Origin of the sequence: Mesotoga sp. UBA6090, assembly GCF_002435945.1 — a bacterium.
Classification (GTDB): Bacteria; Thermotogota; Thermotogae; order Petrotogales; family Kosmotogaceae; genus Mesotoga.
The window spans coordinates 1-19,499 of sequence record NZ_DIXC01000065.1; the positions used below are offsets into that span (position 1 = coordinate 1).

Consider the following 19,499-nt stretch of genomic DNA (forward strand, 5'->3'; position numbering starts at 1 on the left):
ATATCACCTTTTTCACCGCAGCCAAAGCAATGAAAGAAGCCCCTTTGAGGGTGAACATAGAATGAAGGATCGTTGTCACTGTGAAATGGGCATAGTCCCCTGTAAGAGCTTCCGGCCTTCTGCAGGTTCACGTAACGACCTATGAATTCGACGATATTTATAGACTTTTTTATCTCGTCGAGTTCCTCTTTAGTGAACACTGAATCACCACCGGCAAAAAAAGGCCCATACGCTCTGAGTACGGGCCGTATTTTAGTAAAACGTGTTAACGCTTGGAGAACTGAGGTGCTCTTCTTGCCTTCTTGAGACCGTACTTCTTTCTTTCGACTTCTCTCGGGTCTCTGGTCAAGAGACTGTTCTGTCTAAGAAGCTTTCTAAGATCAGGGTTGAACTTGACAAGTGCTCGGGCGATTCCCAGGCTTATTGCCCCCGCCTGGCCAGCAAGTCCTCCGCCATCGACTCTTATCAACATGTCGAATCTTCCCATTGTGTTAGTAACGACAATGGGTTTCAGTGCGCTTCTTACCCATGCGTCGTTTGAAAGATATTCCTTAAGATCAGAATATGCTTTTCCGTTTATAAGAAGTTTTCCGGTTCCAGGTCTTAGGTGAACTCTGGCGACAGAGGTCTTCCTTCTACCTGTTCCGTAATAATCCACAAAGTCAGCCATGCCTCAACCTCCTCATTTAACCAGTTCTATCAGTTCGGGTTTCTGTGCAGCGTGTTCATGCTCGGGACCCGCATATACCTTAAGTTTCTTGAGCATCCTTTCGCCAAGAGCCTTCTTGGGGAGCATTCTCTTCACTGCAAGTCTAACGACTCTGTCCGGGAATTTCTCCATCATCTGTCTTGCTGTTCTTTCATTAATGCCGCCCGGATAACCCGAGTATCGGTAGTATTTTTTCTGGTCGAGTTTATTGCCGGTAAGCTTGACTTTGTCTGCATTGACCACTATGACAAAATCGCCGGTATCCAGATGGGGAGTGTAATAAGGTTTGTTCTTTCCCATCAGAACCATAGCAATTTGGCCAGCAAGTCTTCCAAGGGGAACATCCGTAGCATCGACTACGTACCATTTCTTCTCTATTTTGTTGCCATTGTGATCAACGAGATAACCGAGAGTTTTCTCGATTTCTCCCTTTCTTTTCGTCTGCACCTTGGAGTGGGTCACTGCCCATCTGCACACAGGTGTTTTCTGAATCTTCATAGATGCAATCCTCCTTAACAGAACAGCTTACTCGCTGTAGACACTGACGTACTTGCGGTTGTTCTTCTCTTCGAAGTGAACCTTACCGTCTATGAGAGCGAAGAGGGTGTGGTCTCTACCAAGCCCTACATTGCTTCCGGGATGTATCTTTGTTCCTCTCTGCCTGACGATTATCGATCCGGCCTTTACGGCTGAAGATTCGCCTCTCTTAACCCCCAGATACTTGGGATTACTATCTCTTCCGTTTGTTCTGCCAGCGCTTTTTCGGGCCATCTCATTTCACCCCCGTCTCAATTTTATCAATAGAGACTTCAGTGAACCACTGTCTGTGACCGTTGACTCTGTCGAAGTTCTTTCGGGCTCCAAACTTGACGACAAGCACTTTCTTATCTCTACCGTGAGAAACAACCTTACCTACAACTTTCGCGCCGTCCACATAAGGTTTACCTACAGTTGCTTCCTGTTCATCGTGGACGAGAATAACTCTGTCAAAGACTATCTCGTCTCCGTTTTCCTTTCCGTTCTGCCTTTCGGTGAAGAGAGTCATACCTTCCTCGACTCTATACTGTCTTCCCGAGGCTTCAATGATGGCATACACTAAGAGCCACCTCCTCATGCAATAGAAATGTGCTGAAACGAGGTACCTAACGGATTTAAAACCTGCTTCAAGCACGAAAAAACCGCTCGCGATCAAAATTCTATCACAAGTAATAATGATGGGAGAGTCTCTGGGTAACTTTTTTATTACGAACGAGAAAGGGTTTTGAATTCATTGAGATCTTCACATTGCTCAAGTTTATCATATTGACAGCACTACAGCCCGTGATATAATCAATTGCGAGGACGGAGGCGTATCCTAATTGGCTAAGGAGCTGGTCTCGAAAATCGGTGGGGTTGACGCCCCTTGTGGGTTCGAGTCCCACCGCCTCCGCCAGAGGGCGGTTACGCCCTATTTTTTTGGAGGTGGTAGCGTGATCCTCGATACAGTCCTAAGGCTTCTCAAAGGAAAGAAGGGAAAGCTGGATTACTCTATTCCCAAAGAATGGCTTCCTACAGGATATTCCGGCACACTGAAACTGAGAGATAGGTACATATTCGTAGATCCCTACGAATACAGTTCGACCATAGTCGAAGGCATTCTCTCAAGAGCCGAGCAGGGAAGAGATTACTCGAAATCACTAGGTAGAATAAGGATGGAGAACGAAAGCACCTGGATAAATTCGGCTATCATATACGGTTCATTCGTCAGATCGACCACTGCCTACTCACATCATGATCCTGAGTTCTTTTCTGATCTAGATTCTCAGCAGTACTCGGAATTAGGGACATTTCTGAAGATGATATTCATGCTGCCCTATCTCGAGAAGATGGGTTTCGACACTCTATACTTCCTGCCGGTTACAAGTTACAGCGATAAGTTCAAAAAGGGCGAGCTCGGTTCACCCTACTCAGTGAAAGACTTTTTTTCAACCGATGAACGTTATCACGATCGTCTGCTAGATGACATGAGCGTCGAAGAGGAATTTACCGCTTTTGTTGAAGCGGCACACATTATGGGTATGAGAGTTGTGCTCGACTTCATTCCCAGGACGTCGGCACGTGACTCGGCTCTGATTCTCAAACATCCTGAATGGTTCTACTGGATAGATGAATCCCGTCTAGATGACTATACGCCACCGAAAATCGACAATCTGGGATTTGATCAGGCAAAGGTTGAGACCTTGCCGATCATCTATGCTAATGAAAACGTCAAAAAGCACCTTTCGCTCTTCCGTCATTCCCCGGAAAGGCTTTTCCCGGATAGATGGAGAAACTTCGTGTTTCACCACGAGGGTAAGGAGAGTTTTCTTGACGAACTTGTCGAAGAGTTCGGTCTCATAACACCCCCAGGATTCTCCGATTGGATAAATGACAACCAGCCAACATGGAACGACATAACTTTCCTCAGGCTGTACAAGGATCACCCGATTGAATCTCGCAGGTTCCTTCCGGAGAATCAGCCGCCTTACGTTCTATTCGACGTAGTGAAGTCATCTTTCTTCCCGGGTAGTGAGCCAATGATGGATCTCTGGGAGAGCATTGAGAACATCATGCCCTTCTATAATGAGAAGTTTGGTGTTGACGGTGCAAGACTGGATATGGGACATGCGCTTCCAAGAGAGCTAGAATTGAGGATCATCCGCAAAGCCAAAGAGAGAGATCCTTCTTTTGCGATCATTGCAGAAGAACTCGTGATGGGGAATGATGAAAAGGCCAGACAGTCAGGATACGACTGTATTCTTGGAAACACATGGTGGATGGAACCGAGAATCAATGAAGGCAAATTTAAAGAGCTTCTTTATAAAGTTCTGCCGAATATGAGGCTGCCAACTCTGGCAGGCATCGAGACTCCCGACACACCAAGAGCAGCGGCTAGAAAGAATGGGAAAAGCTTTTCCCGGTTTGCAACTGTACTTAATTACTTCTTGCCCAACGGCATTACATATATCAACTCCGGGCAGGAGATCTTTGAGATCCAACCGATGAACCTCGGATTGGATAACGATGAAGAGGGTCGGTATGTTCTGCCACCCAATGATCCATTTTACGGGAAGCTGGCTTTCTTCGATCCTTACGTTCTTCACTGGAACGCAGACGATGACCTGATAGACCTAATTGCACTTCTCTCTTCTATTAGAAGAAACAATCTCAACTTGCTCAGTTCGAGCAATCCTAAACTCCTCTGGGAGGAAGACAAGACATCTGCAGGTCTGTTCTACTGGAACGGAGTCAAAGGACTCTTGGTGGTCGCAAATGGAGACTTCGAGGGAATGAAAGAGTTCCACATCGACCTCGGCTTTCACACGTGGAGGGGGAAACATAAGGTTCAGTGGAAACTCAAGGGATTCGATGGCCAATCGGACTGGGATGTGGGGGGAGACTTCCACCTGTCTCTTGGTCCCGGAGAGGTTGCCGTCGCAGAAGTCATGTAAAAATAGAAGGCCCCTTCAGGGGCCTTTCTTATATCTACGATTTACTTCTTTGGTTCTACATAAAACCTTATTGCAGTTCTCACTTCCCCGTCGATTTCCACATCCGAAAAACTTGGAACGCACACGAGATCCATACCGCTGGGAGCAACATAACCTCTTGCGATTGCTATTGCTTTAACTGCTTGATTGACAGCGCCCGCTCCGATAGCCTGAATCTCTGCGCCGCCTTTCTCTCTGAGTACTCCGGCAAGTGCGCCAGCGACTGCATTTGGTTTTGAGTGGGTTGCTACCTTCAGTACTTCCATGACTGCTACCTCCTCTTGAGATCTGTCATGCTACTGGGAGAGAGATATAGGATGGTGCGCCCGGCAGGATTTGAACCCGCAACCATCGGAGCCGAAATCCGATGCTCTATCCGTTGAGCCACGGGCGCATAAAATATAGAAGAAGTGGGGTGGCTGGCGGGGTTCGAACCCGCGGCCGCCTGATCCACAGTCAGGCGCTCTTCCAACTGAGCTACAACCACCATGTGTGTTACATGGCGCGCCCGGCAGGACTCGAACCTGCAACCCCCGGATTAGAAGTCCAGTGCTCTATCCATTGAGCCACGGGCGCTGGAGCGGCCGACGGGAGTCGAACCCGCAACATTCGCCTTGGAAGGGCGATACTCTACCAATTGAGCTACAGCCGCACTAATGACCCTTGGTCGGGAAGACCCGATATACACTACACCGCGAGCTTCCTGACGCGCTTCAGAAAGACGAAAGACACGATTCTCTTGCCGAAATCTATCGTCCCTTCTGAGATCAGATTCCGTAACACTCTATTCTCTCCCAAGTTAGCAGCATAGTTTATCAACTGCTCTTCCATCTCTAAGGTAGTGAAAGGGGTTACGTCCGACGCTACTGAAAGTTGCTTCAGCTTTTTCATTTTACTACCTCGCACGTCTTCGAGTTCTACAAGACGGTTAACAATGCTTTGCGAAGTATTCCCGCGTTCCACTACCGAAGTGAGATGATTTATTCGGTTGTCAATGTCCGCGATCTCTTCTTCTAATGAGCGTAAGCCTAAATAATTAGACTCTTGGGCGAGACGCTGGTTCATCTCTTCCGTGAACCGTGCAATATCTTGCAGAGCTTTGTCAAACTCATTCCTTATCTCTTTGAGGACAATATCCTCGAGTTTCTTCGAGCCGATCGCTTTGTAAGTTCCTTTTGATTTCTTGCAAAATGAGCAGTAGTAATACCCTCCTGCATCTGTATCATGTTCCTTATTGAACTTATTCTGTCCTCTTTTAGAGTACACGACTCTTCGTCCGCACTTGGAACAGACAAACAGTCCTTGAAGCAAGGGTGGAGGGCCGCTTGTCGGGCTTCGCGTTGCTCTCGTCTTCTGCGCGCGCTCCCACAAATCCTTACTCACTATCGCAAATTGCGGAGCGTTGACACACACAACGTCCGTATAAGGGTTCATCTTCCCACGCACTCTCTTCTTATTAAACGTCAGAACGCCCTTATATATCTCATTTGTCAGAATCCCTCGCACGGAATCCATCGTAAAGACGTTCCCTCTCTGAGTCCTATACTTTCTTTCATTAAGCCACTTCGCAAGTTGAAGCATGGTCGCACCGTTCGCGTACATTTCAAATATGTGCCGAACAGCTTGAGAACGGTCAGGGTCAATCGCGAGCTGCCTCTTCCCATCATGATAGACGTTGATATACCCGAACGGAGCGTTGCGCCCACAAAGACCTCCGTTCTTCGCGCTGTGAAGCATACCCCTCATAACATTCCTTGCTAAGTTCCAACTATATATCTCAGCCATCGCGTCATAGACACTCTCTATGATGATTCCTTCAGGGCCTTTGGGTACGTCCTGCGTTATGGAGATTAGAGTGATTCCGTTCTCTTCAAGAAACTCCCTCATGTCAAGCATGATCTTTCTCTTGCGAGCCAGCCTGTCAAAGTTCCATACGAGAACATACGTAAAGTTAAACTGCTTCGCGTCCGTTATGAGTTCGTTCAGACCTTCCCTCTTGTCCGCGTCTAGGAATCCGCTGAGCGCTTCGTCAGAGTACGTCTTCACGATCTGATACCCATTCTTCTTTGCGTACTCTAATATCTGAGCCATCTGCGCCGCAGTTGATGCTTCCGTCTGTTTTTCACTTGAGAACCTTGTGTATGCCGCCGCCCTTTTCATACATCTAATATAGCACTTATAACTTACGTTAACTCAAAATGATAAACCACTATACGGCCAGTTTTTTTCACAAAGTCGGAATCTTTTCCGAAAGTTTTGAAATCCTCTACCGTAAATAACTCCGTTCATTCCACTACCATTTTCACCGTTTCTCCCTACCCCGAGATTTTCATTACAAAACGTATATTTCTTAGTACATTTCACAATGTATAACGAACGTTAAGTCATTCAGGAATCGAAACAGGGAGGGGTGCATATACTGTAAGTGGCTTCTCATGGACTATACCTCCCCCCAGCCGTTAACTGATTCTTTACAATCATGTACCGTATCGTCATATAACACCCGTTATACTATTATCATCAACGAACGCAAAAACGATCAACCCAAAAAAGCTGTGCCACTTGAATTACAACGAGTGGCTCCCAAAAGGAGGAGAATGAATGAATCTCAAGGAAAAGTTAGCGGAAGCTCCAAAGGTGGTTGAAAAGAAGACTGACGGTAACGTGTGGAAGACCAAGAAAGCCGAGGAAGAGGCAAAGGGTAACACTTACGCGCCGATCTTCCTGCCAGCAAAAGTTGTCAACGTTGCAAAAGATATGGCAAAGAAGCTGCGAGTGCGCTACGAAGAAGTGCTCGCAGAAGTGTTGACAGATGAGGAGAATTTCAAGGTATTTATCGCGGAGGTCAAAAAGGCGAAGTAGGAGTGGGCGAAAGCCCACTCTTCCTTTAGGAATAGTGATTTACGTGGCGAGGAAGACGGTTCACTTGGAGCTGGTGATTGTCGGTCAGTGCCGTTGAGAGTATCGACGGCACTCGCGGAGAATCAACTGGCCTTTGGAAAGTGAATGATAGTCGGGAACATCGAGTGGGAGAGATGCTCATGCCAATCCCGAGGTTCGGAGTGCGTGGTAATCAGGCGCGTTCGGGAACTCGGTTACGGAGAGGTTCTTCCGCAAGCAGTGGTATCGTGGTTAACTGCGCTCGCAAGTGTCCGCGTACCCACTCCATACATACGGCACATATTGCCGTTCCGCTCGACAGTTCGGTCACGGCACTGTTCCGACAAAGTGCGTCCCTCAAAGTGGGTATCGGATAGTCGCTTCTAAAGTGGCGAGTCCGACTCTCCTGCGGAGACGGAGGCACGATCGTTCACTCCATAGCTGAGGCACTTGAAACGTGCTGGTTTGGGAATCCCACTTATGACCCATGAGGATAGACAGCGAAGGTCGAGGCATGGCAGGTGGAGTTCGGTTTCCACTCATGGAGGTTGCAGGTGCAATGGTGATGAACCACTTCTATGATGATACCTCGATTGTGTACACACCGAACGAGTGCTGTCAATGGCGGTGGTCGCTCGTCAGGGGTTCACTAGACTTATAGCGACAGTGAGCGTGGCAAACTCACTGTGTACCGTCCGATTTCCGTACTCTTTTCCTCTGCAGGATTTTGCACACTCTCTATCACTCGCTATTCATGGGAGTGAGGGATCGTGCGTGATAAATGTCACGTAGGGAGATTCGCATGGAAAAGAGTGGTCTTTATAGATTTTGGTAGGGAGGAAACCTCGTTTCCTTCCCTCCATAACCTATAAGGGAGGTGAGTTAATGGAGCTTGAAAGTGAAAAGTTGAGTGTCAGATATGAGGACGGTTGGTGGAGGCTGATTCCGAAAGGCTCTACTGACGACTACTGTTTCAGAGGAACGTCGAAGGGATTAAGTGCTCTTCTTACCTTCGCGAGACACAGAGGTTGGGCTGATAGGGAACGTGTAAGTGGAACATTGAAACTCGAGAAGATATTTATGGACGAGAGAGGACGTTGCACGTGCACTTTGGAAATAGAGGGCAACAGGATAGTGGTAGTTGAAGATCCCGACTGGTCGAGTGGGTTGATCACAAGGAAATTTCCAAAGACGCTTGATTCACTTGCATATGCACTTACATTCCTACAGTAATTATACCATAGAGGAAGGCCGTTCTTCAAGGGACATTCCTTGTGAGTGTCCCTTCGAGAGCGACTTTTAGGAGGTGCAACTATTAGTTTATTCTTCGAGGCACATCATCACGGTGTACCTCCGAGAGTAACCTAAATGGGAGGTGATGCAATGAAGAAGGTACTTATTGATAAGCACAGCGGCGAGATTTACTTCTCTCCATGTGTGGGGCAGTTAATGATGTTAAGTGCGGCAATGCGCAATGAAGGTCTCCTGTTAGTAACAGGAGACGAGTTCGAGGACACACATGAGGCTCGTAAAGTGAGTCTCAATATAGCAGAGTACGACAAAACTTGCGGTGCATTTTTCCAAGTGGTAATTGAAGAACGCGGCGCTGTGGTTTATGCAGAGTCGCACTCTTCGTACTGGAAGGCCTTAGAAAGTTGGTATCAGTGGGGGTGCTTCTGGGACGGTTTAGCACAGAAGTTCTTCACTGAGGTGGTGAGAACCAATGAGATCACCGATCTACATTGGTAGATGAGCTAGTGAAACTATATCACAGGGAGGTGGACTATGTGGAAACTCGCCGTGGTGAGAGCCACGCACGAGGAATTGGAAAATGCTAAAGACCGCGTGCTTGAAGGCAGGAGGTTCGTAACACGAGACGCGGTTTATAGTACTGACTACAGTTCTCTGCACGCTCTCTTCAAGAGGGTGCTAGAGAACGTGAAAGAAGAGGAAACAATCAGGAGAGCTTACGAGTTCTCCCCGAAGTACGATTACGGAGATGATATGGACGAGGTTCTGTATCTCTGTGATCTGGATATTGTCAAAGAGATCTTCGGAGACGTTCCGAAGGTCACTGCGTACTTCGCTCTCTACGGAGATGCGGACTACGAGGAGGTATGGCTCACAGACTCCCCGCGTCCTTACGACAGGGACGCTGAGTACATGAGGGTTTTATGAGACACTACATTTTCATGACTGGTGAAAGTGTTGTCGGTGTCGAGGTTCATCTCGAGACTTCCAGTCTCAAGGAGGCGATCACCGATTTCAATAAGTACGTTAAGGCCGTGCGAGAAGCCACAAAGCACGGCTATGACGGAAAGAAGAAGTTAGAACTCCTTCAGGAGAATGAAGGAGTGTTTACCGTACTCCGTTCTAAGAACGTCGGGAGAGGTAAAGGTACTAGAAGGCGGCTTCTCCTTGTGAGGTTCTAATGAACAGGCTCAGCCTGACAAAGATCAACGAGAAGATTAAGCAAGAAACTGAAGGTTGGAGTGGAAATATAGAAATAGAAATCTAGCCTCATTGTTTAACGGAGGGGCGATCGAGAGATCGCCCTTTTCTTATGCAAAGGAGGTGGGATATGCACGCAGTGATTCATCAGAAAGACGACACTTACACCGTCAAAGAACTCACTATCGGTGTTGGTGCTGAAGGAATTGTAATGACAGGAACGGAAGCCGAGTGCAATGCTCGGCTTAATTCTATCCTCTATGGCGATAGAGAGTTCTACCTCGTCTCGAGGGCGAACCTAGTAAAGATGGAGGCAGAGAGAGAGATCGTGACCGCACCAAGAGGGAGTAATTATTGCTTCCCTAACGCGATCTTGGTGAAGCGTTTCCTAGATAGACAGGAAGCGTATGAGTACATGAAGTCTCTGAATTACATCGAAGAATTACTGAAAATTCAAGCTAGGAGGTGGGCAATTGAAGAAAGCTCAGCTTTTTGAGTTCCTTGCCTCCATAGCGAGAAGCGAAGGAGGAGAAGCGAGGGAGGCTCAGTACCTTCTGCCCTATGTTAAAGGGCTTAAGAAGGGTGAGTTCAAAGAGAAAGTTAAAGCAAGGATAAGGCATTTGGAAAACCTTATCGAAGAAGAACCATTCTACAGGAAGGTAAGAAAGGGAATGCTCGAAACAGACAGGAAGATTCTTGAGAGAATCTTCGACTGGAGGTAGGTATGAAGTTAGAAGAGTTAATTCCAGACAGTTGGAAGTGGGTAGAGGAGAACATCAACAAACTGTACAAAGAAAGGTACTTCGACTCGCTAATAGACTACTACGGCGAGTATCCAGAGGAAGTAACAGCATCTTGGGCTTGCGCACTTATGACCTTCGTTCCTAAAGATCGAAAGTACGATTATAACGGTGCAGTGAGGCTCTTCATAAGATCAATGTGCGCTGATGTAAGACAGAGGATAAAAGCAAACACTAAGGTTTTCATAAGGGAGGTGCAGCGTGAGTATCAAACTGTTAAGGCTGAACGAGCTGCTGAAGAGCCTGCAGAAGTTTGACGGAAGGAACGGATTCGAGGTTAACACCTCAGTTCGACAACCGACATGCGGTTTCTATCAGGTGTTTTGCGATGTGAAGAAGGACGATCAGTACGTTGTTCGTTACGTGTCCTCGAATATCGACGAGGCACAATCTGCACTAAAGGGATTCGCAAGGCTGTTGGAGGTGGCAGTGTGGACAACATAGAAGAAATTGAAGAAGAAATCGATGAGTGGGAATCTAAGTTAGAAAACGACGACCTCACCGATGAGCAGATCAGTGAGATCGAGGAAAAGATAGAGAAATTGAAAGAAGAACTCAAGGACGCGTGGTATATCAAGAAGCATGGTATCTACGCGTACAACGGAGTATCTCCTAGAGACTTTATGTGATTCCTGACGGGTGGGCTTCGGCCTATCCGTGAGTAATACACTACAAAACCCTACGCAAGTATCTTACCACAACGTCTTCGTTGCATTAGCCTCGTGCGATGCGAGGCACTTTTTGAAGTGAGTAACGCCATATAGGAGGTGAAGTATGACGGTATCTTATCAGTTCGAAGTAGGAGACAAAGTGTGCGTGAGAGGAGGAGAGATGGAAAAGAATAAAGAACGATTGCTAAGGAAGTATCGACACAAGAGAAAGGTTTTCTCCGAGTACGCCGCCGACGTTCACGTTACCAACGTAGGCGGAACTGTTCTGTGGCTCGGAGATGAGGTGGATTTCGGTGATAGAGTTTGCACTCAAGAAGAGATCGGACTCGATGGAATTAAGGGATTCAGCAGAGTCATGAGGAAGAAGATTTACTTCTCAAAGAAAGGGCCTTATATAACACACGAAGGCACAAGACTTTATATCAGTGAGTTTTACAGGAGGTAGCTATGACGAGAGCCGAGTCGAGATACCAAGAGACAATTCCAACTCGAAAGGGTTTTGTGTACGTTGACGTGCAAAAGAAGAGGCAAAAGAAATACCGCCTCTCATACGCATACGGTGGGGTTGTTCAGGAGATGGCAACTGTGTGCGGATTTGACGATGCAATCTTTGTAGCTAAAGAACTTGCCAACGTTCATAAGGAGGTATGGGTGAAGTGATTGACCTAGATAAGTATGATAGGGTTTGCGAAGTTTTGAAAGAAAGCGAGCTGTTGAGTCTCGCAAAGGAAATATACAGCGAGTTTATTTACGATGAAAACAAGTTGTATTTTATCTTTAGTGACATGATCTCTGGTACTGACTTAGGATTCTTGAGCAGAAAGATTGATGGTCTTAGCGAGAAAGACTTCTCGTATCTCGTTGAAATTCTTGAGGTGTTCGATATAGGGTATGCAACACTCGAGGATAACTACTTGATGTTCGTAAGAGATATGAGACCCCACGACGTAAGAATCGACGCGAGGAGGCGTGACTGATGTACATAATCACAGAGAATGGGTTCGCATTGAATCTAACTGATGTAGATTGCATTGTGTTCAAGGAGAACAGCGACATCATATACGACAAAGGTCATTGTCGAGTTGACAAAGAAGGTAACTGTATTCACAGAAAAGATGTGGAGATATACGCGTCAAAGCACGGAGGCAGTATGCTGATTAAGACGGTAAAGACGGCAGCCGAAGCTAAGAAGTATATTGCAGATCTTCTGAAACGGAAGGGAGAAGTGGTTCTAACGAACAGCTTGATGACGCTTGAGTAGGCGAGCGTTAATAATGGAAGCTCTTCAGCACGATGACACTGTCTGGTACGTTGTGAAGGCGTATGCGGAGAATATCAAGAGCGATGTGCAATTGAGGAAGGTTCTGAATGACTTGAAGGATTCGGCTCAAAGATCTTTAGAGAAAACAAAAGGGCTTGAGTTAGAGAAACATCATCAGAGACTGCTGGATATAGTTCAGCAGTCTCTTCGTTTATTGGGAGGTGAAGAATGAAGTGCATGATGTGTGGCAAAGAAACAGATGAGGGTTTCATGACGACAAAGGGCAACTTCGTTTGTTGGGAGTGCGGACAGAACGCAGAGCTAACCATGTGTTCAAAATGCACTACGGTCATAGAGGAAGGCGATCCGTTTATAGAGGTTTGCGACGGAGAGTTTCTCTGCATTGACTGCGCATATGGGAGGGTGTATGGAAGACAAGAAGCGTCAACTTAAGCAACAAATACATTCAATTATTCCTGACATCGAGCAGGCTCTTGATCAGGAGGTTGATCGAATCGTTGACAGCGGCGCTGTATCTGAAGAAGAGTACGAGAGCTATTTGAACAACGGCCTATCTTTCATTCTTGCTAAGGCGATCATTTCTCAGTGGTTTTCCAGTGAGCCTTACGGCCCGCCTAAATTCAGCAAGAGCCTAAAGCAATTCTTCAATCGCATAGCGTGCGTATAGGAGGGAGTATGAAGATTCTAAAGAAAACGTATCAGTCCCGAAGGGACTTTTGGGCCGATATGGTATGCGAACACTGTGGCCATATCGAAAAGGACGTTAGAGGCTATGACGACACCAACTTTCACCATAACGTTATACCAGCAATACCTTGCCCTAAGTGCGGAAAGATTTCTGGTCAGATAACTTCAGAACCTGATCAGCCAGATTGGGCAGTGCTTTAGGAGGAGATTATGGATAATAAAGAAGCTGCCGAAAGGCTAGAGCAAGCCTTTCAAAAGTGGATTAGTTCAGATGACTTTCACAAGTTGGAGCGGTTGATGAGAGTCTTTCATCACTACTCCTTTAACAATCTGATTCTCATTCTTTTCCAGCGGCCAGATGCTACGAGAGTGGCAGGGTTCAACGCATGGAAGAAGCTCAACAGATTCGTTAAGAAGGGCGAGAAGGGCATCATGATCTTCGCGCCCTGCACTTACAAGTACAAAACCTACGAAGACGGAGAAGAGAAAACAGTCTTCGGGATAAAAGGTTTCAAGCCAACTTACGTTTTCGATGTGAGCCAAACAGAGGGAGAAGAGCTTGAAGATGTTCCAGAACCGCACATCGAAGACGAATATGATGGCCTTCAAGTTATCGCAGAGGCCATAGAGAAGATGGCCTACACAATAGACTGGTACGACGAGAGCCTTACAGGAGAGAAGGGGTACGTGAGAAAGGGTGCGAAGATTATTCACGTACTAAACACGGAGTCGTCGGGCCAGAAAGCAAGCACTCTTCTCCATGAATGGGCGCACCTGCAGATAGATAACATGGGGAGGGATACCGAAGAGGTTGTAGTCCAGACTGCCAGCTACTTCATCATGGCTCGTCTCGGTCTGGACACAAGCTGGTACACCGCTAAGTATGTTCAGAGTTGGGCGAACAGCAAGAATTGGAAGGAGATCTCACAGCTCTTCTCAATGTCCGATAAGCTATGCAGAAAATTCTTTGAAGAATCGGGGGTGCTAAATGTATTGGCATGACGAGAAATACAAGGGCAGGGCAATAACAAAAGAACTATTGATTAAAGTTGAGCATGATGTAAAGATAGCGATAGATCATTATGCTCAACGAGCGGTAAATTCTCGTCTCACAGCTTACCACGACGGAAACGACATTATACTTGTCGCTCATAACGAGGAGACGGCGAACTATCTCAAAAGGATATCTGGAGAAAGGAAACCTCGTTATGAAATTGACGATTATGTTTGTGTCATAGAAAGTGTCCGCGAAGGAAAAGTGATTCCAGCGAAGGTTTCTGGAATTAGACGCATTACTTACTCGGACACGGCAGATGTATTTATGTACGAGGTAGAAAATGAAGTACATTCTTACACCATCAATGAATCAGAGATTGTGTCTATCCACGAAGCGACAGAGATTGCAAAAGAGGTTTTGAGAGAGAGACTCGATTTTCTTGAAACTCACTATTTTAATGACGGACAGTGGATAGAGATCCCAATAATGAAGGAGGATTAAATGCACAGAACTGTCGGAGACCTCAAGATGGCTGGATACAAGTACATTACCAACCTGCTGCACCCGAAAGAGAACATTCTCATAAGCGACTTATGCAGGAAGGGGAACACGTTCGTTCTCGTAGAGAAGGATATTGACACGAAGGAGAGGCTTATACGCTTCACAAGCAAAAGGCTTCTCCTGAAATACATAAGAGAAGAGTATTCGTTCGCTCACGCCAAGAAAGCCGAGTACATGATAAAGGGGGTCAAACATGACAAAGAGAGAGCGAATAGTTGAGCTTTGGGAAGAGTGCAACGTAAACGGTATAGTATCCGATATGATAGACAAGGCAGATACTTGGAAGGATTATAACGCGAGGTACTGCATAGTCTATGATGAAGAAACAGATGATCTCTTCGTAGTAGTAGAAGGCTCGGAGGAAAGAACGGAGTCATTCACATATCTCTTCGAAGTTGACGGAAGTTACTTTATCGAGGACGATATGGAGTGGCTGGAGGAATCTCTCTATGAAGACATTATGGCAGCCGTGCCTAAAGCTATAAGGGAACTGGAATGAGACGGCTTAGAAGGACGTGGACAAAACCGAAGTGCTGGCGAATAAAAATCTGCGGCTGGACAGGTCTCTACTATGTAGCGCGAGCGGAGTTCATAGGAGACAGGAATATAGAAAAACATTACAGAGCTAGAACATATGATGACGCTTTGAGAATCGCTATCGAACTAAATCATAAGGCAGAAAGGCCTAATAATCGATGAATAAGGTGATTGCATTGAAGTCTAAAATTCTGTTCGTACTCGCTTGTGTGCTTGCGATTATAGTTTGGTTAGTAACGTTACTGGTTGCAGCTTGCGTTGCGATAGGAGTGTTCTCATGATGGACGATGCGCTTGACAAGTTCAAAGAGCATTTGAGAAATCTTCCGTATCTTGGTTCGGAGGAGTCTATACGAAGAGCGGCTCATTCTTTTGTACTCCTGTTCCTAACTACAGAGGCTGTCAAGAGAGGATACGACCCTGCCAATGTTGGCTTTGAAATACTGGTTAAGAATCCTAATGCATTCTCCATAAGGCCAACAAATGAAGAAACTACACGTTTGGTGTCCGAGGTCTTCGGTTCTGCTCATTTCAGTCTAAATTAGAGAGAGGCAATCGCCTCTCTCTAATAAACCTCTGATGCCTTTCCTACAACTACACCTATAAATTCAGCCTTACCTTTTTTCCAATCCAACATTTCTAACTCAACTGGCGAAAATTCGGGGTTCGTTGACGTGAGTGTCATTTCTTCTCTGTTTTTCAGAATCAGTCTTCTCAGTAGCTTTTCATCGTTGATGCTTACAAGGACTATCCTTCCAGAACATTCCTTGTACTCCGATTTCTTGAGGAAGATTATGTCTCCCTGCTTAAAATCAGGAAACATGGCATTGTCTGGAACAGTTGTAGCAAAGTCAGCTCCGAATACCTTCACGATTGTGTTTGTCACTCCCTCCGTAGATTCTAAGTCAACCATGTCTATATCGTAGAAGGGTATAGATTCATGATCGAGAGGTTCAAATCCAAGAAGAAAATTCACGTCCACGTCCAGCGCCTTAGCAACTTTTCCAACTGCGTCTGTACTCGGTACTCTTCTTCCTGTCTCATAGTGGTATATAGAGGCTGCAGTAAGTCCAGACCTGAGAGCTACGTGATTCCTAGTGAACCCCTTTGCCTTCCGAGTTTCTAAGATTCGTTTTCCTATGCTCATATATATCACCCCACACAATAATATCACTAAATTTATTTTTTTGTGGTATGTCGTTTGTTATACTTAACAACAAAGTAAAATGGATTGCGATATACTCATTGTTATACAGGAGGTGAAAATAATGTCAACAACCGTATCAAGACTGAGAGCTATAAGGGAGTCCAGAGGCTGGAGTCGAAACGTATTAAGCATGAAGTCAAAAGTGCCAGACGCTCATATATATATGTTAGAGACAGGAAGAAGAACTCCACACCTAAAGACTGCATATAAGCTCGCAAATGCTTTGGAACTTCCGATTGAAGATGTATTCCCAAAGGAAGAGATACTTCATGAATGACTTTGCAGATGCCTTCTTTGACCTTCTGGTAAAGGACGGCTATTTAGAAAGGAGGAATCAAAATGGAGTTATGGAGAAAGGCCCTGCCGTTATCATACAGCAGAATGAACACATTTCTGAGATGCCCGAGAAGATTCTATCTGAGGTACATTGAGGGCCTCGAAGAACCCTCAACACCAGCTATGCAGATTGGAAAAGTTGTACACGATGCTCTCGACACACTTATAAAAAATCGGGGTGATATGTTACAAGCGTTAGAGAAACTCGATACCCTTCCTGAACAAGATTATACCATTGCTAAGAAGCGTTTCAAAACGGGGGTTAAAATGCTGCAAGGCTTACCAGTAGCTGCGTCGGAGTTGAAGTTTGGAATGGATAGTAAGTTTAACAAAGTCGATTTTGAATCTTCAGATTGCTTCTTCAGGGGCGTAATCGACCTTGTGATCAACAATGGCGATGGTTCTTATTCTGTCAGGGATTGGAAGACTGGCTGGTCTGACCCAGACCCAAGACAAGTAATCATATATTCTCTACCACTTATTAGGGGCGGTCTTAAGGTTAATGATGCTGGTTTCTTTCTGCTGGCAACTGGTGGTATGTATGCGTATTCCATTGATGATTTAGAGGTTAGTCACGCGCTTAACTTTATCAAAAAGACTTGGCAATCAATTAAGGACAGATTTGAGGAAACCGAGAGAGAGGGCGTTGACACGATAGAAAAGTTCCAGCCAAACGTGTCAGGTGGCTGTTCTTATTGTTCATTTCACAGAAGATGCAAACTGTCCGAAGTTGAGGGAATTGAAGACGAAATCAGAAATGCGCAGATCGAGAAAGAAAAAGCAAAAGAAGTCTTCGACAGGGCAAGGGGAATCGTAAAGGAGACTGGCCAACCGATATTCGTAACAGACGAGACTGTTATGGCTCTATCCGAGGAATTGAAACTCAAGATTGCTGGACGAGGAGAGGAAGAGAAGAACAGAAACAAGGCTCTTGTCGCTCAATGGCTCATTGAGAACAATGGAGTGGAGTTCATAAATATGTCTTCCACGTTGCCGCCAGCGATAGTAGCAATGATGCCACCAGAAATAGGTGATCTATGCAAATACAGAAATACTCCGAGCGTTAAGGTTATCAGCGCTAATGAGTTCATAAAACAGGAGGTGTGATATGGGAAAGCAAGATATGTTTGGCAACGAGGTTGTCGAAGAAGAGCCAAAGAAGAACGGAAAGAAGAAGGCAGAGGTTAAGGAAGAAGCGAAAGAGAAGAAGGAAAAGAAAGACGACAGACCCTTGATAGTGAGATTTGCAAACAGTCTCGGCCTCGACGACTTCGACTACGAAGCCATCAAGGAAGTAGAAAAGGGAATTTCCGTAAGGATCTCTGGTGATCAGGAAGTTTCCTTGTACGCGTTCAAGGGAATGATCGTCAAGAAGATGTACGAGTACGTAACTATGCGCGTGCATAAGGAAGTAGAGAAGAAGATGCGCGATCAGGGCGACTTCTCCGAAGACGCGCTTAGATTCACGCTCATGCAGCTCGCCGAGAAAGAGATAAAGTACGGTCTGCAGCCGATGATACACGTCATTCCTTTGAAAGGAAACCTGTACGTGAACATTTCTGGTTACAGGTTCTATGCAAGGAATACAGGCGTGAAATACGGAGTCAGCTTCGAGTGCCTGAAGGACGGTTCGACAGATAACAAGTGGAGATACAGATGCACAATCTCATTCGCGGACGGTTCTCCTTCTATCTCAGCAGAGGGTTACGCTTCGCCTCAGAGCTATAAGGGGAACATTGAATATATAGCCAACATGGCTATGAAGAGAGCGGAGATGCACGCCTACAGCCGAGCCTTCCCGATAGGGGCTTCGGTTGAAGAAGCGGAAATGATTCCTTTTGAGGAAGGAGTCAACTATTCTGCTCAGCCAATAGGTAACGTTATTGCTGAAAGCATAGACGAACTTCTTGGAGGCCAGAAGGAAGTAGTCATAAACGCATCTGTTCCAGAAGATACTTCGGAAGAGGCAACTGAATAAAAGAGGGGCGCATACGCGCTCCTCTTCTCACAAGACAATCGGCAATGATTGGTTGATTTATTTTACCATAAGGAGGTCTGCATGAATAGAAAAAAACTATATGATGCTACACGTCTAGTAGGCGAAGATGTTATACGCGTTTACAAACCCTTTCTGTTTGCGCTTAAAGGTAATACTCTTCAGGCGATTTTTCTTACATACCTTGTCAACAAGAATGCGAATCGCTTTGAAGATGTAGTGTCAGTGACTTTCTCAGAGATTGAAGACAAGCTGCTCATAGAAAAGAGCGACGCTATTTGCTGTATCGCTTCTTTGATTGATAAGATGTGGATACGCCAATTCACTATAACAGACGATAACATAGAAATTACTCTCAACTTAGAGAAAATAGCAATTGACGTTGGTGATGCCAATGACCGACGTTAAGTGGATTAAATTGTACACGGATATGTTCGACAACAGGAAGATAAAGTTTATCAGAAAACTTCCAGAGGGAAACGACATCTTGCTGATGTGGATAATGCTTCTAATATCTGCAGGCAAGGTCAACGATGAAGGCTACGTTTATCTCATTGAAGACATTCCATATACACCAGAATCGTTAGCAGACGAGTTTGATTTGCCAATAAACACCATAAAACTGGGCCTCGAAACGATGAAAAAGCTAAACATGATAGAAGATGACTCCAAAGGTCTTAGAATACTGAACTGGTGCGAATATCAGAGCGTTGACGGATTAGAAAAGGTTAAAGAACTAAACAGATTAAGGCAAAAAAAGCACAGAGATAAAAAGAAACAAGAGGCTCTTCCAGAGTCAGTTACAAACGATTTAACAGATTCGCATAACGTTACGGATAACGTTAGCGTAACGTTGTTTTTTGCAAGAGTGAATTCC

General features: G+C 45.6%; 38 protein-coding genes and 5 tRNA genes. 31 read left to right on the plus strand and 12 right to left on the minus strand.

What is annotated here, in order from left to right:
• From B3K42_RS10655 to rplU, 5 genes are all read right to left on the minus strand, one after another.
• On the minus strand, window positions 1-200 hold a 200-nt coding region (locus B3K42_RS10655; RefSeq protein ID WP_292598670.1), incomplete at its 3' end, for a CHC2 zinc finger domain-containing protein.
• A gap of 65 nt (window positions 201-265) precedes the next feature.
• On the minus strand, window positions 266-670 hold the full coding sequence (gene rpsI / locus B3K42_RS10660) for a 30S ribosomal protein S9 (RefSeq protein WP_110990492.1): 405 nt from the start codon (window positions 668-670) through the stop codon (window positions 266-268).
• 12 nt (window positions 671-682) lie between these two features.
• Window positions 683-1,207: a 50S ribosomal protein L13 gene (gene rplM, locus B3K42_RS10665; protein ID WP_292598674.1), complete on the minus strand. Its 525-nt coding sequence runs from the start codon at window positions 1,205-1,207 to the stop codon at window positions 683-685.
• Between the two features lie 27 nt (window positions 1,208-1,234).
• A complete protein-coding gene (gene rpmA, locus B3K42_RS10670; RefSeq protein WP_292598676.1) occupies window positions 1,235-1,480 on the minus strand; it encodes a 50S ribosomal protein L27 in 246 nt (81 codons plus the stop codon).
• A 1-nt stretch (window position 1,481) separates the two neighbouring features.
• Window positions 1,482-1,805, minus strand: coding sequence for a 50S ribosomal protein L21 (gene rplU / locus B3K42_RS10675; RefSeq protein ID WP_292598678.1), 324 nt, complete (start codon window positions 1,803-1,805; stop codon window positions 1,482-1,484).
• A 247-nt stretch (window positions 1,806-2,052) separates the two neighbouring features.
• Between rplU and B3K42_RS10680 the strand changes: the two genes are divergently transcribed.
• Both B3K42_RS10680 and B3K42_RS10685 read left to right on the plus strand, forming a co-directional pair.
• Window positions 2,053-2,141 (plus strand) — tRNA-Ser (locus B3K42_RS10680).
• A 37-nt stretch (window positions 2,142-2,178) separates the two neighbouring features.
• Window positions 2,179-4,179: an alpha-amylase family glycosyl hydrolase gene (locus B3K42_RS10685; protein ID WP_110990490.1), complete on the plus strand. Its 2,001-nt coding sequence runs from the start codon at window positions 2,179-2,181 to the stop codon at window positions 4,177-4,179.
• 41 nt (window positions 4,180-4,220) lie between these two features.
• On the opposite strand, the gene B3K42_RS10690 is transcribed toward B3K42_RS10685, so the two are convergent.
• From B3K42_RS10690 to B3K42_RS10715, 6 genes are all read right to left on the minus strand, one after another.
• The gene (locus tag B3K42_RS10690; RefSeq protein ID WP_110990489.1) at window positions 4,221-4,484 is read right to left on the minus strand and encodes a stage V sporulation protein S; all 264 of its coding nucleotides are present in this window, start codon (window positions 4,482-4,484) and stop codon (window positions 4,221-4,223) included.
• Window positions 4,485-4,536: 52 nt separating this feature from the next.
• Window positions 4,537-4,612 (minus strand) — tRNA-Arg (locus B3K42_RS10695).
• A gap of 17 nt (window positions 4,613-4,629) precedes the next feature.
• Window positions 4,630-4,705, minus strand: a tRNA-His gene (locus tag B3K42_RS10700).
• A gap of 13 nt (window positions 4,706-4,718) precedes the next feature.
• A tRNA-Arg gene (locus B3K42_RS10705) sits at window positions 4,719-4,794 on the minus strand.
• Window positions 4,795-4,870 (minus strand) — tRNA-Gly (locus B3K42_RS10710). It abuts the tRNA gene before it with no gap.
• A gap of 35 nt (window positions 4,871-4,905) precedes the next feature.
• The gene (locus tag B3K42_RS10715; RefSeq protein ID WP_292598680.1) at window positions 4,906-6,378 is read right to left on the minus strand and encodes a recombinase family protein; all 1,473 of its coding nucleotides are present in this window, start codon (window positions 6,376-6,378) and stop codon (window positions 4,906-4,908) included.
• Window positions 6,379-6,819: 441 nt separating this feature from the next.
• On the opposite strand from B3K42_RS10715, the gene B3K42_RS10720 reads away from it, so the two are divergent.
• The 23 genes from B3K42_RS10720 to B3K42_RS10830 all read left to right on the plus strand — a co-directional run bounded on the left by B3K42_RS10720 (window position 6,820) and on the right by B3K42_RS10830 (window position 15,628).
• On the plus strand, window positions 6,820-7,080 hold the full coding sequence (locus B3K42_RS10720; RefSeq protein ID WP_292598682.1) for a hypothetical protein: 261 nt from the start codon (window positions 6,820-6,822) through the stop codon (window positions 7,078-7,080).
• 903 nt (window positions 7,081-7,983) lie between these two features.
• Window positions 7,984-8,331, plus strand: coding sequence for a hypothetical protein (locus tag B3K42_RS10725; RefSeq protein WP_292598684.1), 348 nt, complete (start codon window positions 7,984-7,986; stop codon window positions 8,329-8,331).
• Between the two features lie 150 nt (window positions 8,332-8,481).
• Window positions 8,482-8,847 carry a hypothetical protein gene (locus B3K42_RS10730; RefSeq protein WP_292598686.1) on the plus strand — a complete coding sequence of 122 codons (366 nt, stop codon included), beginning with the start codon at window positions 8,482-8,484 and terminating at the stop codon, window positions 8,845-8,847.
• 36 nt (window positions 8,848-8,883) lie between these two features.
• Window positions 8,884-9,276: a hypothetical protein gene (locus B3K42_RS10735; RefSeq protein WP_292598688.1), complete on the plus strand. Its 393-nt coding sequence runs from the start codon at window positions 8,884-8,886 to the stop codon at window positions 9,274-9,276.
• Entirely contained in the window at window positions 9,273-9,530 is a 258-nt protein-coding gene (locus B3K42_RS10740) for a hypothetical protein (protein WP_292598690.1), read from the plus strand. The genes B3K42_RS10735 and B3K42_RS10740 overlap by 4 nt, the downstream gene beginning before the upstream one ends.
• 149 nt (window positions 9,531-9,679) lie before the next feature.
• Complete coding sequence (locus B3K42_RS10745) at window positions 9,680-10,045, plus strand: hypothetical protein (protein ID WP_292598692.1); 366 nt, start codon at window positions 9,680-9,682, stop codon at window positions 10,043-10,045.
• The gene (locus tag B3K42_RS10750; RefSeq protein WP_292598694.1) at window positions 10,023-10,271 is read left to right on the plus strand and encodes a hypothetical protein; all 249 of its coding nucleotides are present in this window, start codon (window positions 10,023-10,025) and stop codon (window positions 10,269-10,271) included. Before B3K42_RS10745 ends, B3K42_RS10750 begins: the two co-directional genes overlap by 23 nt.
• A gap of 2 nt (window positions 10,272-10,273) precedes the next feature.
• Window positions 10,274-10,606, plus strand: coding sequence for a hypothetical protein (locus tag B3K42_RS10755; protein ID WP_292598696.1), 333 nt, complete (start codon window positions 10,274-10,276; stop codon window positions 10,604-10,606).
• Window positions 10,607-10,780: 174 nt separating this feature from the next.
• Window positions 10,781-10,978, plus strand: coding sequence for a hypothetical protein (locus B3K42_RS10760; RefSeq protein WP_292598698.1), 198 nt, complete (start codon window positions 10,781-10,783; stop codon window positions 10,976-10,978).
• 145 nt (window positions 10,979-11,123) lie between these two features.
• Window positions 11,124-11,465, plus strand: coding sequence for a hypothetical protein (locus B3K42_RS10765; RefSeq protein ID WP_292598700.1), 342 nt, complete (start codon window positions 11,124-11,126; stop codon window positions 11,463-11,465).
• Window positions 11,466-11,467: 2 nt separating this feature from the next.
• A complete protein-coding gene (locus tag B3K42_RS10770) occupies window positions 11,468-11,680 on the plus strand; it encodes a hypothetical protein (protein WP_292598701.1) in 213 nt (70 codons plus the stop codon).
• Window positions 11,668-11,997: a hypothetical protein gene (locus tag B3K42_RS10775; RefSeq protein ID WP_292598703.1), complete on the plus strand. Its 330-nt coding sequence runs from the start codon at window positions 11,668-11,670 to the stop codon at window positions 11,995-11,997. The genes B3K42_RS10770 and B3K42_RS10775 overlap by 13 nt, the downstream gene beginning before the upstream one ends.
• Window positions 11,997-12,281: a hypothetical protein gene (locus tag B3K42_RS10780; RefSeq protein WP_292598704.1), complete on the plus strand. Its 285-nt coding sequence runs from the start codon at window positions 11,997-11,999 to the stop codon at window positions 12,279-12,281. The genes B3K42_RS10775 and B3K42_RS10780 overlap by 1 nt, the downstream gene beginning before the upstream one ends.
• 13 nt (window positions 12,282-12,294) lie before the next feature.
• Complete coding sequence (locus B3K42_RS10785) at window positions 12,295-12,513, plus strand: hypothetical protein (RefSeq protein ID WP_292598706.1); 219 nt, start codon at window positions 12,295-12,297, stop codon at window positions 12,511-12,513.
• Entirely contained in the window at window positions 12,510-12,734 is a 225-nt protein-coding gene (locus B3K42_RS10790) for a hypothetical protein (RefSeq protein ID WP_292598708.1), read from the plus strand. Before B3K42_RS10785 ends, B3K42_RS10790 begins: the two co-directional genes overlap by 4 nt.
• Entirely contained in the window at window positions 12,709-12,969 is a 261-nt protein-coding gene (locus tag B3K42_RS10795) for a hypothetical protein (protein ID WP_292598710.1), read from the plus strand. The genes B3K42_RS10790 and B3K42_RS10795 overlap by 26 nt, the downstream gene beginning before the upstream one ends.
• A gap of 8 nt (window positions 12,970-12,977) precedes the next feature.
• Window positions 12,978-13,190, plus strand: coding sequence for a hypothetical protein (locus B3K42_RS10800; RefSeq protein ID WP_292598712.1), 213 nt, complete (start codon window positions 12,978-12,980; stop codon window positions 13,188-13,190).
• Between the two features lie 9 nt (window positions 13,191-13,199).
• Entirely contained in the window at window positions 13,200-13,991 is a 792-nt protein-coding gene (locus tag B3K42_RS10805) for an ArdC family protein (RefSeq protein WP_292598713.1), read from the plus strand.
• Window positions 13,978-14,487, plus strand: a complete 510-nt coding sequence (locus B3K42_RS10810; protein ID WP_292598715.1) for a hypothetical protein — start codon at window positions 13,978-13,980, stop codon at window positions 14,485-14,487. Before B3K42_RS10805 ends, B3K42_RS10810 begins: the two co-directional genes overlap by 14 nt.
• Entirely contained in the window at window positions 14,488-14,766 is a 279-nt protein-coding gene (locus tag B3K42_RS10815) for a hypothetical protein (protein ID WP_292598717.1), read from the plus strand.
• A complete protein-coding gene (locus B3K42_RS10820) occupies window positions 14,741-15,046 on the plus strand; it encodes a hypothetical protein (protein WP_292598718.1) in 306 nt (101 codons plus the stop codon). Before B3K42_RS10815 ends, B3K42_RS10820 begins: the two co-directional genes overlap by 26 nt.
• Window positions 15,043-15,246, plus strand: a complete 204-nt coding sequence (locus tag B3K42_RS10825; protein ID WP_292598720.1) for a hypothetical protein — start codon at window positions 15,043-15,045, stop codon at window positions 15,244-15,246. Before B3K42_RS10820 ends, B3K42_RS10825 begins: the two co-directional genes overlap by 4 nt.
• Window positions 15,247-15,361: 115 nt before the next feature.
• Entirely contained in the window at window positions 15,362-15,628 is a 267-nt protein-coding gene (locus B3K42_RS10830) for a hypothetical protein (protein WP_292598721.1), read from the plus strand.
• A gap of 20 nt (window positions 15,629-15,648) precedes the next feature.
• Here the strand turns inward: B3K42_RS10830 and B3K42_RS10835 are convergent, their stop codons facing one another.
• On the minus strand, window positions 15,649-16,230 hold the full coding sequence (locus B3K42_RS10835; protein ID WP_292598723.1) for an XRE family transcriptional regulator: 582 nt from the start codon (window positions 16,228-16,230) through the stop codon (window positions 15,649-15,651).
• Between the two features lie 121 nt (window positions 16,231-16,351).
• Here B3K42_RS10835 and B3K42_RS10840 point away from each other — a divergent pair, with 121 nt between their 5' ends.
• The 6 genes from B3K42_RS10840 to B3K42_RS10865 form a co-directional block, all read left to right on the plus strand.
• Window positions 16,352-16,567: a helix-turn-helix transcriptional regulator gene (locus B3K42_RS10840; RefSeq protein ID WP_292598725.1), complete on the plus strand. Its 216-nt coding sequence runs from the start codon at window positions 16,352-16,354 to the stop codon at window positions 16,565-16,567.
• Window positions 16,560-16,721 carry a hypothetical protein gene (locus B3K42_RS10845; protein ID WP_292598735.1) on the plus strand — a complete coding sequence of 54 codons (162 nt, stop codon included), beginning with the start codon at window positions 16,560-16,562 and terminating at the stop codon, window positions 16,719-16,721. Before B3K42_RS10840 ends, B3K42_RS10845 begins: the two co-directional genes overlap by 8 nt.
• Window positions 16,672-17,733: a PD-(D/E)XK nuclease family protein gene (locus B3K42_RS10850; RefSeq protein ID WP_292598733.1), complete on the plus strand. Its 1,062-nt coding sequence runs from the start codon at window positions 16,672-16,674 to the stop codon at window positions 17,731-17,733. Before B3K42_RS10845 ends, B3K42_RS10850 begins: the two co-directional genes overlap by 50 nt.
• Window position 17,734: 1 nt before the next feature.
• Window positions 17,735-18,604 carry a hypothetical protein gene (locus B3K42_RS10855; RefSeq protein WP_292598727.1) on the plus strand — a complete coding sequence of 290 codons (870 nt, stop codon included), beginning with the start codon at window positions 17,735-17,737 and terminating at the stop codon, window positions 18,602-18,604.
• An 81-nt stretch (window positions 18,605-18,685) separates the two neighbouring features.
• The gene (locus B3K42_RS10860) at window positions 18,686-19,030 is read left to right on the plus strand and encodes a hypothetical protein (RefSeq protein WP_292598729.1); all 345 of its coding nucleotides are present in this window, start codon (window positions 18,686-18,688) and stop codon (window positions 19,028-19,030) included.
• A partial coding sequence (locus B3K42_RS10865) for a phage replisome organizer N-terminal domain-containing protein (RefSeq protein WP_292598731.1) occupies window positions 19,017-19,499 on the plus strand: 483 nt, incomplete at its 3' end. The genes B3K42_RS10860 and B3K42_RS10865, both read left to right, overlap by 14 nt.